We start from the raw sequence: 12,726 nt of genomic DNA, 5'->3' as shown, positions 1-12,726 counted from the left end.
CACCCAAATCGAAATCAAACCAAACGTCGGTCAACCTCACCCCTGCCGACCTGCGGATCCGTCCTTAGCATAGCTACCCGTCAGTAGAGTCCCGGTCCCCCTGATCAGCACACCACGTACGGCACGAAGATCATCGTTGCGACGAAGCGCGAAGCCCATTACGTCCTCGATGAAATCTTGGGGCACGCAACCGACATTCCCGTCACGGAGCACGCGACTGACACGCATGGGGTGACGCTGGTCAACTTCGGCCTGTTCGATCTGCTGGGGTTGCAGCTCTCGCCACGCATCCGGGATCTAAGCAAGATCACTCTCTACCGCGCCGGATCACGAGCACAGGCGGAGGCCGACTTCCCGCACACCGGGCCGCTGCTGACCCGCAAGCTGAACACCGACCTGATCGCCGAGCACTACGACGACCTGCTGCGGCTGGCGGCGTCGCTGAAGTTCGGGCACGCCACCGCGTCCCTGCTGGTCGGCAAACTGTCGGCCTCAGGCAGGCAGAACGCGCTGGCGGCAGCACTGAAGGAGTACGGGGCGCTGCGGAGAACGATCTACGCCGCCCGGTACTTAGCTGACCCGGCGTATCGGCGGAAGATCTCGCGGCAGCTGAACAAAGGCGAGTCGCTGCACGCCTTGAAGCGCGATCTGCTCTACGCCCACGAGGGCACCGTCCGGGCGCAGCACCTGGAGCAGCAGACCGAGCAGGCGTGGTGCCTGACACTCGTGACCAACTCCGTAGTTGCCTGGACGACGGAGTATTACGGCCTGGCCGTGGACTCGATGCGCGCCACCGGGCGGCGCGTCGACGATGAGGTGCTGGCCCACATATCCCCGGCGCACAGCGAGAACATCAACTTCTTCGGGTCCATCGACGTCGACATCGAGGGCGAGCTGGCCCAGCTTGGCCCCACTGGCTACCGGCCGCTGCGGGTGCGCGACACCCTCTTCTGACGTGCCGAGTCGGCAAGGGCGCTGTCGTTCGGGGGCATCTGATTGAAGGAAGAGTCGGGCAGTTTGATCAGGACGGGCCAGCAACGGACCGACCTACGCCACGCAGAACTCGGTCCTGCATGATCCACTGCTCGCCCTCTACTGGACGGCTTGCAGAAGGCAGTGACAGTCCTGCGCCAGGCCGTCCGGTCACCGTGATGAGGCGATAATTGGTTTCAGATGCGGGGCCGAAGGGTGCGCCGGACGGCGACACCGCCCAATGCGAGAGCGGGGATGAGCAAAATTCCCGCTTCGGTCCATTGGAACTGCCAGAACCTGCTCGCGCGGTGGAATTCTGCCACTCGTCGATAGCCGTGGCTGAAAGAGCACTTGGCGTACTTCTTGGTCGTCTCGTCTGTCCCGCAGGGGCCGGCGAGTGCGAGCTCTGCCTCCTGAGAGGTGAACTTCGCGCCGCTCCTGTCGATCCAGTAGCTGGCCACATATAGCGAGCCTTCCGGTTCGAGTTCGTCGATGACCTCGGCCTGCACGGCTCGTTCCGGCGTCGCGTAGAAGGACGGCGCCCTGAGGAGTCCGAAGAATGCCAACGCGCACACCGCCAGGATCACCGCCATCGCCGGCAGAGTCCGCCGGAACAGCGCGCCCGCGGCCATGCCGAGCACGAACGCGGCCAGCCACCACGCCGCCGGCACAATACCGACGAGACGGAACCATCTCAAGTCGAAGCGGTCGACGTCGAAGGGCGGAACGTCGAAGGCTGCCAGCCACGGACCCACAACGCCGGCCAGCGCCAGCCCTCCGAGCGTGACCGCGGCACCGAGCCCGACGATCTTGGCCGCCAACCAGTGGCGCCGCGTCACTGACTGGGTCCAGGTGAGCTGGTGCGTGCCCTGCTCGAACTCCCGGGCCAGCAGCGGAGCGCCCCAGAAGGCGCCGATCATCGCCGGGGCCAGCAGCGGAAGCCAGCCGAGGAGTTCACCCACCGGCCGTATGCGCTCGTTCATCTCCACGAGGTAAGCGCTGCATGCGGGCGTGTCCGCCACGCAGTCGGCCGCCGGAGCGTTCTGGGCGGCGAAGTCGGCCGCGCCCAGACCGTTGATGAGCAGAACCGCGCCGAGGACGGCCAGCAGCGCCGTGGTGACGAGCACCTGCATGCGGTGCTGCCTCCAGGTAAGCCACAACACTTCCATGTCTCCTTAGCGGTCAGGAAATGGTCAGGGTTGGACGAGGCAGTGAGGTGGTGTCGGGGCGGCGCAGGTAGGCCAGCACCAGTTCCTCCAGGCTCACACCGGACGCACTCCATCGGGGGTCGTGCAACGGCGTTCCCGGGCCGGTGCGGACCAGCAGGTCGGCCTGCCGTTCGCTACGGCCGTCGCTGATCACCGGCATCCGGGCCGCCACCCCGTCGGCCAGTTCGGCCGGACCGGACAGCATCTGGTGGGTGGCGAGCAACTCGTCGACCTCGCCGCTGATCTGGACCTGGCCGCGGTTGAGCACCACCAGCCAGTCGCAGGCGTTGGTCAGGTCGGACACCACATGGGAGGACAGCACGACGGTCAGCTGAGTCTCGGCCACCGCCGCCATCAGGGAGCGCATGACGTCGTGCCGGGCCAGCGGGTCGAGGTTGGCCAGCGGCTCGTCCATGACCAGCAGATCCGGCCGCTTGGCCACGGCGATGGTCAGCGCGACCTGCGCCTGCTGACCTCCGGAAAGCTTGCCGACCTTGCGGTTCAGCGGGATGTCCAGCTCCGCCAGCCGTTGCCGGGCGAGGGCGGCGTCCCACCCCGGATTGAGATGGTGTCCGAAGCGGAGCATCTCAGCGACGGTGAAGCCGTCGTAGAGGGGTTTGTCCTGGGCCAGGAACGCCACCCGCGCCAGGGCAGCCGCCCGCTGCCCGACCGGTTCGCCGAAGACTCGCACGCTGCCCCGGGTGGGGGCGATCAGCCCGGCGACCAGGTGCAGGAACGTGGACTTGCCCGCGCCGTTCGGTCCGACGAGCGCGACCACCCGGCCGGCGGGGACGGACATCGTGCACTCGCGCAACGCCCACGTGCCCCGATACCGCTTGGCGAGCCTCAATGCCTCCAGAGCCGTCGGGCTCCGTGCGGGGGCGGTGAGCTCACCGGATCCGCCGCCGAACATCCCCACTGTCCGATCCAGCATCATGCGATCCCCTCCTGGGCGGAGTCGGCGAGCACCGAGGCGAACAGCGCCTCCATATCTCCTTGGTCGAGCCCCGCCTCGCGGCAGTCGCGCACCCACCGGGCGAGGCCGCGGCGGAACCGGATGTGATCGGCCGTGGATCCGCCGCCCAGGGACCGCTGCACAAACGTGCCCAACCCGGGCCGGCCGACGACGAGGCCCTCGTGCTCCAGTTCTCGGTAGGCCTTGGCCACGGTGTTCGGATTGATCGCGAGGTCGCTGACGACCTCCTTGATCGTCGGCAGCCGATCGCCCGGCATGAGCACACCGAGCCGCAAGGCGTGTTTGACCTGATGCACCAGTTGCAGATATGTCGCCACACCAGAGCCTGGATCGAGGCGAAGCTTGATCACAAAAATACCCTTTTCCTATTGGATTGGTAAAAGGGTATTAGCACCCACGATCTTCGTCAACTCGGCCTCCTGGCCTCTCGCGCGGATTGTCGTCGCCTCTTCCCAAGAGCCCGTGCATTGCCAACCGCAAAGCAACTCTGCGACCAAGACGACAAGGCTTGGGAGGGATCGACGGAGGCCCGATTTCATCTCAGAACTCGTTCTCACGTGAACTGGGGTTTTGCGAGATGTTTGTGAAACGATTTCAGGGTGAGTAAGCCGGAAATCACTGCCGTGTCCGACGCCGATGAGATCGAGCGGCACCCGTGCCCGCGCTGCCTGGTGGAGCCCGGCTCGCCATGCCGGTCGCGCTCCGGCACCGTAGCCGGGACCTACCACACCGGGCGGTTCACCAAAGTCCCTCGGCTGGCGAAGCTGCTGCGCGCGCCGACCCCGACCGACCGAGGGCCGGGGCGGCTGTGGCGGCCAGGCACCCCGCCGCCGGCGCCGATCCCCGCCGACACCCCGGCCACGGACATCCGCGTCGCCTACGCGCGCTGCTCCCACCTCACCCAGGAACTTCAGTCCCAGATGGACGCGCTGGCCGCACACGGCATCCCGCGCGAGAAGATCTTCGCTGAGAAGGTATCCACCCGCGTGCGGGTCCGCCCGAAGTTCGAAGCCGCTCTGGAGGCCTGCCGCGAGATCAAGGCGCATGCCCCGCACTGCCGGGTCATCCTCACCGTGTACGAGATGAAGCGGCTGGGCCGGGACTCGGCCGAGCTGACCGCGCTGGCCGACCACCTCACCGCGCACGGCATCGCCCTAGAGATGCTCGCCGGGCCGCTGACCGGGATCTACGATCCGTCCGGCACTGGGCGGGTGCTGTTCGCATTCTTCGCCGCGATGGCCGAGACCGAACGCGAGAACATCCGCGAGGCCACCCTGGAAGGCTTGAATGCCGCCGCCCGCAAGGGAAACCACGGCGGACGCCCGCCGGTGATCACCGACGACATGCTGCACACCGTGCTCCGCCGCCGCGCAAACGGCGAATCGGTGGAGGGCATCCGCCCGGACCTGATCATCCCCACCGGCAAGCGCAAGGGACAGCACCCGAGCCTGGCAAGCATCTACCGGGCGCTGGCCGAGCACAACAAGCGGCAGGCATATCCCAAGGCCGTGGAGCAGGCCCACGCCGACTTCGCCATGCTCCAGGCAAGCACCTGATCGGCACGGCCAACCGGCCTCATATCGCTGGCCAGCCATATCCGCCCGATTTTCGGCGGCAACTACGCCTACCCCCAGGTGAGCGCCATCATCTGGTCGCGCAGGCCGTTGTTGCCCGAACCGGCGTACGCGCTGTCCATGCCGCCCAGCTCGGTCCAGCCGAGCACGCCCAGCCGGTAGTTGAGGGTGACCACCACCGCGTCGCCCTTGCTCGCGAGCCGGTCACCGGCGTATCTGGGCTCGTTCGCTGTGCCGAACCTGGCGGCGCCGCCGTGGATGAACACGATCACCGGCCGTTCGCGGCCGTCGTTCCTGGGGGCCCAGATGTTGAGCGTCAGGCAGTCCTCGTCGGCGTAGACCTGCCGCTTGTCGGGGTACTGCTCGGAGGTGTCGTCGCGGAACTGCGGGCAGACGCGGCTCCCGTCGTCGGCCTTCAGCGTGCCGGTCCGGCGCGCGACCGGCTGAGGGGGGCGAAAGCGCAGGTCGCCGACCGGTGGCGCGGCGTACGGGATGCCCTTGTACACGCACAGGCCGTGCTCGGCGATGCCCTCGGTCCGGGGGGCGGAGCAGGCGGCGGGGGCGGCGGGCCCGGCCGCCGCGCAGGACGTCATGGCGAGCAGAAAGGCCGCGGGCAGGGCCAGTGAGCGGGCGAACGTGACCATGGGGGCCAGGGTGCCGCCGGTCCGGGCCCGCGCGGATCGCCCTGGCGGGCGAACCGTCCCTCACTCTTGGGTGCCGGCCGCGATCAGGCCGGACTCGTACGCGAAGACCACCGCCTGGGCGCGGTCGCGCAGGCCCAGTTTGGCCAGCACGTTGCTCACGTGGGTCTTGACCGTGTGCTCGCTGACGACCAGGGCGGCGGCGATGTCGGCGTTGGACAGCCCGCGCGCGACCTGGGCGCAGCGTGTCGGTCTCGCGCTCGGTCAGCTCACCGAGCCGCCGCGCGAGCCGGGGCCTGGACGACGATGACGGTGACGCGCAGCGGCGCCGGGATCGCCGCCGCCGCGAACGTGTAGGTCCACACCAGCGCGCCGAAGGGGAGGAACAGCAGCATGATCGGGTGCGGCGGCGACGGGTAGCCGATCGTCAGCAGCGTGGTGGCGGTGCCGATGACCAGCCCGGAGGTCAGCAGCGCGGCCCGCCGCCACAGGGTCGGCGCCGAGGCCAGGAGCGCGAGCAGCACGACCCACCAGGGCTGCACGTACGGCACCAGCGCCGGGCCGACCATGGCGACGCCCACGACGCCGGCCACCACCGCGTCGACCGGCGCGACCTCGAAGACCCCGCGGATCCCGCCACCCTACCGCCCGCCCCCAGGCCGTCACCTCACTCCGCGGGGCGAGGGCTGCGGCGCGTCATGCGCCCTGATCCTTCCTGGCGAACAGCCTGTCCAGATGCAGATCGATCACGGTGAGCGCGTCCGGGGGCTTGATCACGTCCAGTTCGATGAGGGGGGTGAGGCCGGTGAGGGCGAGGAGCAGGTCGGTCTCGGTCACCGGGTCGCGGTCAGGGTCGATGTGCCCGTCGGCGACCGCGTGGCGGACCAGCCGCTCGATGAGGGCCCGTCCGTGCAGGAGGCCACGGCGGGCCTGCTCGTGGACGGCCTCGTCGTGCAGCGCTTCCAGGAGGTAGGCGGCGGTCATCCGGCTGGTGGCGCGGGCGCCGGCGTGCAGGGGGAGCATTTCGGTGAGCGTCAGCCGCAGCACGTCACGGGGGTGCGGACGGTCACCGAGCCTTTCGAGTCCCTGCTCAACGCGCCGCGCGGTCTGCTCGGACGCGAATTCCACGGCGAAGGAGAGCATGGCGGCCCGGGAGGCGAAGTAGTGCTGCAGTTGCCCGAGGGAGATGCCCGCCTCCTGCGCCACCACGCGCATCGTCAGATGCGCCACGCCGCGCTGCTCCGCCACCCGCCACAGCGCGCGGGCGATCGTCTCGCGGCGTCCGCGGTGATCCACCTGTTTCGGCATCGCCGGCCTCTCCCTCGTACCCCGGAGCCGTTCCCATACAGGTGACATAATACAGTTGACTTATAACCTTGGGGTTCACTTGAGGAGGAAAGCGTCATGCCTGAACAGCCGAAGGTGCGGACCACGGAGGGTGTGGTGCAGGGCCGCCTGCGGCAGGGGCACGCGGTGTTCCGCGGCATCCCCTATGCACAGCCGCCGGTGGGAGATCTGCGCTTCGCCGCGCCCGCCCCGCCACAGCGCTGGGAAGGGACGCGGCAGGCGGCGGAGTTCGGCCCGGTGGTGCCGCTGTCCCTGCCGATCGACGTGGGCCCGCCGCAGGGCACGGACTGGCTGACGCTCAACGTCGGCACCCCGGACCCGGGCGCGGCCGGACTGCCGGTGCTGGTGTGGATCCCCGTGGGCGGCTACGTCTCGGCGGCGTCGAGCGACCCGATGTTCGACCCGGCGGCGCTGGCCGAGGCGGGACTCGTCGTGGTGACCATCAACTGCCGGGTGGGCGCGGAGGGTTTCGCGTTCCTCGACGACGTGCCGCCCAACCGCGGGTTCCTCGACCAGATCGCGGCGCTGGAGTGGGTGCAGCGCAACATCGCCGCCTTCGGAGGCGACCCCGGCCAGGTCACCGTGGCCGGGGTGTCTGCCGGGGCAGGGTCGGTCGCCGCCCTCCTGACGATGAAGCCGGCGCGCGGCCTGTTCCGGCGGGCCATCGCCCATTCGGTGCCGGGGCTCCACAGCACCCCCGCGCTGGCCCGGCAGACCACCGCCGCGCTCGCGGACCGGCTCGGCGCGGCGGCTCCCACCGCCGCGGCCTGGCGCGACATCGACCCATGGCACCTGGCCGCGGAGCTCACCTCCTTCAACGCCGGCCTTCACGCGCACCGGGAGAGCTGGGGAGGCATCACGGTGACCGGAACCTCCCTGTGCCCCGTCATCGACGGCGAGGTGCTCCCTGAGACGCCCTGGACCGCGCTGACCGGCGCGCGCGCGAACGGGATCGAGCTGCTCGCCGGCCACACCCGGGACGAATTCCGGTACTTCAGCGTCATGGCCGGGCGGCAGGGCAGCTACACCGAACAGGACGCCCGTACGGCCTTGGAACTGCTCGCCCCGAAGCCGCACGGCGCACAGGCCTACCGTGCAGCGTTTCCGCAGGCCGGCCCGGAGGAGCTGGTGGAGACGGTGTACTCCGACGCCCTGTTCCGCATGCCTTCACAGAAGCTGGCCGAGGCCAACGCCGCGGCCGGCGGCACCTCCTACCTGTTCGAACTGTGCTGGGTTGCCCCGGCCCTCGGCGGCGCCCTGGGCGCCTGCCACAGCCTCGACGTGCCCCTGGCGTTCGGCACGCTGGACAGCCCCGTCGGCGTACAGCTCATCGGCGAGGAGCCCACCCCCGAGGCCATCGCGCTCTCCCGCGAACTCCAGGAGGCATGGATCCGCTTCGTCACCACCGGCGACGCGGGCTGGGCCGCCCACCGGCCTGGCCGGCGGCTCACCCGCGTCCTGGACACCGAGTCGAAGACTCTGCCCTACCCCGAACATGTCTCCCACGGGGTCTGGGAAGGCCACTTCCCCGCCCCGTTCGATCTCCCATAGTCAGGGGTGGGCGTGGCGCTCCAGGCCGAGTGTGGCGATGAGGTCTTCGTGAAGCTCGAACCAGACGCGATGGCAGGAGTCGACGTGGGTGGCGTCGACCCAGGCGTTCTCTCCGGCTCGTGCGCGGGCGAGAGCGCCGGCGAAGCGGGTGTCGTATCCGCGCAGCCGGGTCAGGACGCCTTCGAGCCGGGCCGACAGCGGGGTGAGGGCGAGTGAGATGCCGGTGAGCTCGTCGAGGATCTTGGCGTCCCAGGCGGGGTCGGAGTGGTCGTTGGGGGCGAGCCTGTCGCCGGCGGTGGGGCGGAGCTGCCAGTCGGTGCAGGCCCGCAGGAGGCGGGCGTTGAGCGGGAGGAACTCCCGGTGGACCTCGCCGACCTCCGCGGCTCCACCGGTGCCGGTGAGCTCGGCCGCGAGCAGGCGTTCGTTCTCGGCGCGGCCCCGTTCGGTGAGCGACCAGCCGCCCTCCCCGGCGAAGGCGGAGTAGGAGGCCCAGCCGTAGGCTTCGGCGTCGCGCAGCAGCTCCTCCGCCTCGGCCGCGTCGAGGCCGTACCGGGCGGCGACCGCCGGGGCCTCGGCGAACCCGAGGATGCGCACCGCGTGCAGGACCAGCAGCAAAGGCTCTGAGCTTCGGGTCACGGGGCCGTGTCCTGTCGCGCGGTCAGCCGGTTGTAGTGCTGCTGGCACGCCTGCGGCGAGTTGAACCCCAGCGCCTGCGCGATCTGCGCCCAGGTCAGGCCCGCGGCGCGCGCCGTGAACAGCAGCGCCGACTCCAGCCCTTCGACCTCGGCGCGGGCGGCGGGCATGAGGGCGAGCGCGGCCAGGACGTCCTCGGCGCTCAGCTCGGCGTTGCGCCAGACGGCGAACTGCACGAGGTCGAGCGCCGAGGGCGGGGCCGGCGCGGGCCGCCAGGGGCGGGGGCCGAGCCGGTCCGCGCCCATGGCCAGGAGCCGCTGGGTCGCGTCGCGCTCACGACCGGCCTGGGCGCGATCCGCGTGCCCGGCTTGAGAGAGTTCCGGCTTGCTTGACATGCCTCTATGATCCAGAATCAAGTAAATGTTGTCAACATTTTGTTGACGGGGAGGGGGATGGGGTGCTCGTGCCACTGATCTCGGCCGTCGCCGGGGAGTGCGGGGGCAAGGCCGGCGGACTCGGCGCGTTGCTCCGGGCGGGCCTGCCGGTTCCCGGCGGCTTCGTGGTGCCGTTCGCCGCCTACCGGGACGCCGTGCGGGAACTGAAGGATCCGGATGCGGCGCGGCGGGCCATCGAGAGCCGTCCACTCGACCCCGCCGTGGCCGAGGAGCTGGCGCGGGCACTGGAGGAGCTGGGCGATCCGCCCGTCGCCGTACGGTCGTCCGCGTCGGACGAGGACACCGGCCAGGTCTCGGCGGCCGGTCAGCACGAGAGCTTCCTGGCCGTACGCGGGACCGCCGACGTCGCCGACGCCGTGCGCGCCTGCTGGGCCTCCCTGCTCGCGCCGCGCGCCCTGGCCTACCGGGACGCCACCGGTCACGGCCGACCGTCCGGCGGGCCCGCGATGGCCGTCATCGTGCAGCGCCAGGTGGACGCCGACGTGTCCGGCGTCATGTTCACCGCCACAGGTCCAAGCGAGGAGACCAGGATCGAGGCGTCCTGGGGGCTGGGCCCCAGCGTCGTCGGCGGCACGGTGACCCCCGACGCCTACCGGATCGCCGGGGACGGGTCGGTCGAGCAGACCATCGCCTCCAAACGGACCCGGCTCGACCGGCAGGGCGGACGGCTCGTCGCGCGTGACGTCCCGGCCCCCGACCGGGACCGGCCCGCGCTGGACGCGGCGACCGCCGTCGAACTCGCCGGACTGGGCACGAAGATCGCCGAGGTGCGCGGCGGGCCGCAGGACGTCGAGTGGGCGATCGCGGGTGGGCGCGTCTGGATCCTGCAGGCCCGGTCGATCACCGCCGCACTCCCGTCCCGCGCGCCCGGCGAGGTTCAGGCCGCACTGGCAGGTACGCCGGGCAGTCGCGGAACCGTCACCGGCCCCGCGAGGATCGTCCGCGGCCCCGGCGACTTCGCCCGCGTGCGCCCGGGCGACATTCTCGTCTGCCCCTTCACCGACCCCGCCTGGACGCCGCTGCTGCGCGTCGCCGCCGGCGTCGTCACCGAGGTCGGCGGCGTGCTCTCGCACGCCGCGATCGTCGCCCGCGAGCACGGCATCCCCGCCGTCCTGGGCGTCGAGAAGGCCACGGGCAGGCTCCGCGACGGGGCCGCCGTCACCCTCGACGGCACCGCCGGCACCATCACCGTCATCCGAGAGGAGAAGGGAGGCGGGGCCGCACGACCGCCCCGCCCGAGCCGCCCATGACCACGCGACACCTCTACCTGGCACGCCACGGCGCCGCCGACGCCTTGGGAAATCTCACCGACATCGGCCACCGGCAGGCGGGCCTGCTGGGCGAACGCCTCGCCGGCCTGCCCATCGACGCCGTCTGGCACTCCCCGCTGCCGCGCGCCGTGGCCAGCGCCCACGAACTCGCCCGCCCCCTCCACCCGCAGGTGTTCGTGGACGAGGCCCCCGAACTCATCGACCACGTCCCGTACGTCCCCGGCGCGGCGGAGACGCCCTCCTCGTGGGCCGGTTTCTTCGACGGCTACGACGAGGCCGAGGCGGCCTCGGGGCACCGGATCGCCGCGGCCCTGCTCGCCCGCTTCGCCGAAGCCCCCGGCCAGGGCAGGCGCGACACCCATGAGGTCCTGGTGACGCACGCGTACCCGATCGCGTGGCTGGTGCGGCACGCCCTGGACGCGCCGCCGTCGCGGTGGCTCGACCTGAACAGCGCCAACGCCGCGCTGACGGTCGTCCACTACCGGGCGGGCCTGCCGCCCACGCTCGTGATGTTCAACGACATCAGCCACCTGCCCGCCGGCCTGCGCTGGACCGGATTCCCCGACGCCAGATGGCCCTGACCCCCATTGCGTTCGCCATGAACGTAGCGATACTGAGCGAACCGCGCTGGTTCTCCCGTTCCGCCGCCGAGATCAACGGCTGGGCCCCGGGCGGGCTGCCGGACACCTGACCCGCCTGGTGCTGAGCGACCACGGGTCCGGCAGGAGATCGTGTTCACCGCGCTGACCCACCGGTGTCCCGCAGGACGCCGCCGTGAGCGCGCTGCTGGACCGGTTCGGGTGATTCACCATAGTTCGAGCTGGCGCACGATCGGGGTGACGGCCTCGTTCAGCCGGCGGACCAGCAGCACGATCGTACGGCGGGCGGTCTCGGGCAGGTCGTCCTGCGGCTCCTGCGGGGCCTCCGGCAGCCCGTCGAGCGGGATCGGGGTCTGGGCCAGCAGCGTGCCGCGCAGGTAGGAGGTCTTGACCAGGTCCTGCTCGGAGGGTTCGAGGAACTGGCCGAAGGTCTGCGGCCAGTCGCGCCACTGCCGGTCGCCCTGCCAGTCGGGGCTCCAGGCCAGCGTGGCGGGCCGCGGGGAGACCAGCTCGACGCGGGCGGTGAGCGTGCCGTCCCACTGGTTGCGCACGCACACGGCCGACAGGATGCGCCGATGCCAGCGCACGTACCCCGGCGACAGCTCGGGCGAGGTGGCGATGCGCCAGGCGGTGCAGGCGAAGGACACCGGGGAGATGTCGTCGAGCGCCGGAGCGAACTCCTCGGCGTTGCGCCGCAGGTGCTCGCCGTAACGGCTGCGCCCGTCCGTGGCGCGCTCACGGTCGTATTCGTGGTCGATCCAGAAGGCCACGGGTTCGCTCATGGGTCACGGACCTCGCACAGGGACTGGACGCGGACGGGCAGGGGCCCGGCCGGTACGGCCGGGCCCGGCGTTCACTCTACGCCCGGTGCCGCCGGGTGCGCGGGGTGACCGGATGAGTACCATGGCGGGGCTGAAAGGAGCGCGACATGAGCGGCCTGGTGACCTCGGTGTCCCGCAGCGCGGGCCACACCTTCTCCAAACCGGTGAGCGACGGCGTGCGGCTGCTGGCCGGGCTGGGCGTCGAGGGCGACGCGCACATGGGCGAGACCGTCAAGCACCGCTCGCGGGTGGCACGCGACCCGAGCCGCCCCAACCTGCGGCAGGTGCACCTGATCCACGCCGAGCTGCACGATGAGCTGGCTCAGGCGGGCCTTGAGGTCTCGGCCGGCCAGATGGGGGAGAACATCACCACGCGCGGCGTGGACCTGCTCGGCCTCTCGGCCGGGGCGCTGCTGCGGATCGGCGGGCAGGCGGTGGTGCGCGTCACCGGGCTGCGCAACCCGTGCGTGCAGCTCGACGACTTCATGCCCGGGCTGATGGCCGCCGTCCTGGACCGCGACGAGCACGGCCATGTGGTGCGCAAGGCCGGGGTGATGGGCGTGGTGGTCACAGGCGGTGAGGTACGGCCCGGCGATGAGGTGCTGGTCGTGCCGCCGCAGGGCCCGCACGTGCCGCTGGCGCCCGTCTGACCCGGCCCGGCCCCGCCGTACGGCGGGG

Annotated in this window: 14 protein-coding genes and 2 pseudogenes; 6 read left to right on the top strand and 10 right to left on the bottom strand. The window is 71.0% G+C overall.

Annotated elements, in window-relative coordinates; translation table 11 throughout:
* Nucleotides 1-114 precede the first annotated feature (114 nt).
* A pseudogene (locus tag DP939_RS29055) lies at nt 115-954 on the top strand (Tn3 family transposase); the annotation flags it as partial.
* A gap of 215 nt (nt 955-1,169) precedes the next feature.
* On the opposite strand, the gene DP939_RS29050 reads toward DP939_RS29055, so the two are convergent.
* Genes DP939_RS29050 through DP939_RS29040 form a run of 3 tightly spaced genes read right to left on the bottom strand, consistent with a single transcriptional unit; the run spans nt 1,170 to nt 3,506 of the window.
* Nucleotides 1,170-2,141, bottom strand: a complete 972-nt coding sequence (locus tag DP939_RS29050) for an ABC transporter permease (RefSeq protein WP_113984007.1) — start codon at nt 2,139-2,141, stop codon at nt 1,170-1,172.
* A 13-nt stretch (nt 2,142-2,154) separates the two neighbouring features.
* A complete protein-coding gene (locus DP939_RS29045) occupies nt 2,155-3,117 on the bottom strand; it encodes an ABC transporter ATP-binding protein (RefSeq protein ID WP_225878559.1) in 963 nt (320 codons plus the stop codon).
* A complete protein-coding gene (locus tag DP939_RS29040; RefSeq protein WP_113984005.1) occupies nt 3,114-3,506 on the bottom strand; it encodes a GntR family transcriptional regulator in 393 nt (130 codons plus the stop codon). Before DP939_RS29040 ends, DP939_RS29045 begins: the two co-directional genes overlap by 4 nt.
* A gap of 249 nt (nt 3,507-3,755) precedes the next feature.
* Between DP939_RS29040 and DP939_RS29035 the strand changes: the two genes are divergently transcribed.
* Nucleotides 3,756-4,712 carry a recombinase family protein gene (locus DP939_RS29035; RefSeq protein WP_113984004.1) on the top strand — a complete coding sequence of 319 codons (957 nt, stop codon included), beginning with the start codon at nt 3,756-3,758 and terminating at the stop codon, nt 4,710-4,712.
* Between the two features lie 68 nt (nt 4,713-4,780).
* Here the strand turns inward: DP939_RS29035 and DP939_RS29030 are convergent, their stop codons facing one another.
* The 4 genes and pseudogenes from DP939_RS29030 to DP939_RS29015 form a co-directional block, all read right to left on the bottom strand.
* The gene (locus tag DP939_RS29030; RefSeq protein WP_199565485.1) at nt 4,781-5,374 is read right to left on the bottom strand and encodes a carboxylesterase family protein; all 594 of its coding nucleotides are present in this window, start codon (nt 5,372-5,374) and stop codon (nt 4,781-4,783) included.
* Nucleotides 5,375-5,434: 60 nt separating this feature from the next.
* Nucleotides 5,435-5,648, bottom strand: a pseudogene (locus tag DP939_RS29025) (response regulator transcription factor); the annotation flags it as partial.
* On the bottom strand, nt 5,641-5,964 hold the full coding sequence (locus DP939_RS29020) for a hypothetical protein (RefSeq protein ID WP_147268186.1): 324 nt from the start codon (nt 5,962-5,964) through the stop codon (nt 5,641-5,643). The pseudogene DP939_RS29025 and the gene DP939_RS29020, both read right to left, overlap by 8 nt.
* A gap of 103 nt (nt 5,965-6,067) precedes the next feature.
* Nucleotides 6,068-6,679 carry a TetR/AcrR family transcriptional regulator gene (locus tag DP939_RS29015; protein ID WP_113984002.1) on the bottom strand — a complete coding sequence of 204 codons (612 nt, stop codon included), beginning with the start codon at nt 6,677-6,679 and terminating at the stop codon, nt 6,068-6,070.
* A gap of 96 nt (nt 6,680-6,775) precedes the next feature.
* Here DP939_RS29015 and DP939_RS29010 point away from each other — a divergent pair, with 96 nt between their 5' ends.
* The gene (locus DP939_RS29010; RefSeq protein ID WP_113984001.1) at nt 6,776-8,269 is read left to right on the top strand and encodes a carboxylesterase/lipase family protein; all 1,494 of its coding nucleotides are present in this window, start codon (nt 6,776-6,778) and stop codon (nt 8,267-8,269) included.
* Here the strand turns inward: DP939_RS29010 and DP939_RS29005 are convergent, their stop codons facing one another.
* Together DP939_RS29005 and DP939_RS29000 are read right to left on the bottom strand one after the other, a co-directional pair.
* Nucleotides 8,270-8,905: a transcriptional regulator gene (locus tag DP939_RS29005; protein ID WP_113984000.1), complete on the bottom strand. Its 636-nt coding sequence runs from the start codon at nt 8,903-8,905 to the stop codon at nt 8,270-8,272.
* A complete protein-coding gene (locus DP939_RS29000; protein ID WP_113983999.1) occupies nt 8,902-9,297 on the bottom strand; it encodes an SANT/Myb-like DNA-binding domain-containing protein in 396 nt (131 codons plus the stop codon). Before DP939_RS29000 ends, DP939_RS29005 begins: the two co-directional genes overlap by 4 nt.
* 68 nt (nt 9,298-9,365) lie before the next feature.
* Here DP939_RS29000 and DP939_RS28995 point away from each other — a divergent pair, with 68 nt between their 5' ends.
* Together DP939_RS28995 and DP939_RS28990 are read left to right on the top strand one after the other, a co-directional pair.
* Complete coding sequence (locus DP939_RS28995; protein ID WP_225878558.1) at nt 9,366-10,607, top strand: PEP/pyruvate-binding domain-containing protein; 1,242 nt, start codon at nt 9,366-9,368, stop codon at nt 10,605-10,607.
* On the top strand, nt 10,604-11,209 hold the full coding sequence (locus DP939_RS28990) for a histidine phosphatase family protein (RefSeq protein ID WP_113983997.1): 606 nt from the start codon (nt 10,604-10,606) through the stop codon (nt 11,207-11,209). Before DP939_RS28995 ends, DP939_RS28990 begins: the two co-directional genes overlap by 4 nt.
* A gap of 224 nt (nt 11,210-11,433) precedes the next feature.
* Here the strand turns inward: DP939_RS28990 and DP939_RS28985 are convergent, their stop codons facing one another.
* Nucleotides 11,434-12,009 (bottom strand): hypothetical protein, encoded by a 576-nt coding sequence (locus DP939_RS28985; protein ID WP_113983996.1) that lies wholly within the window; start codon nt 12,007-12,009, stop codon nt 11,434-11,436.
* Nucleotides 12,010-12,155: 146 nt separating this feature from the next.
* Here DP939_RS28985 and DP939_RS28980 point away from each other — a divergent pair, with 146 nt between their 5' ends.
* Complete coding sequence (locus DP939_RS28980; protein ID WP_113983995.1) at nt 12,156-12,698, top strand: MOSC domain-containing protein; 543 nt, start codon at nt 12,156-12,158, stop codon at nt 12,696-12,698.
* Nucleotides 12,699-12,726 lie beyond the last annotated feature (28 nt).

Origin of the sequence: Spongiactinospora rosea, from assembly GCF_003315795.1 — a bacterium.
Classification (GTDB): domain Bacteria; phylum Actinomycetota; class Actinomycetes; order Streptosporangiales; family Streptosporangiaceae; genus Spongiactinospora; species Spongiactinospora rosea.
This window is presented reverse-complemented; position numbering and strand designations above follow the sequence as displayed.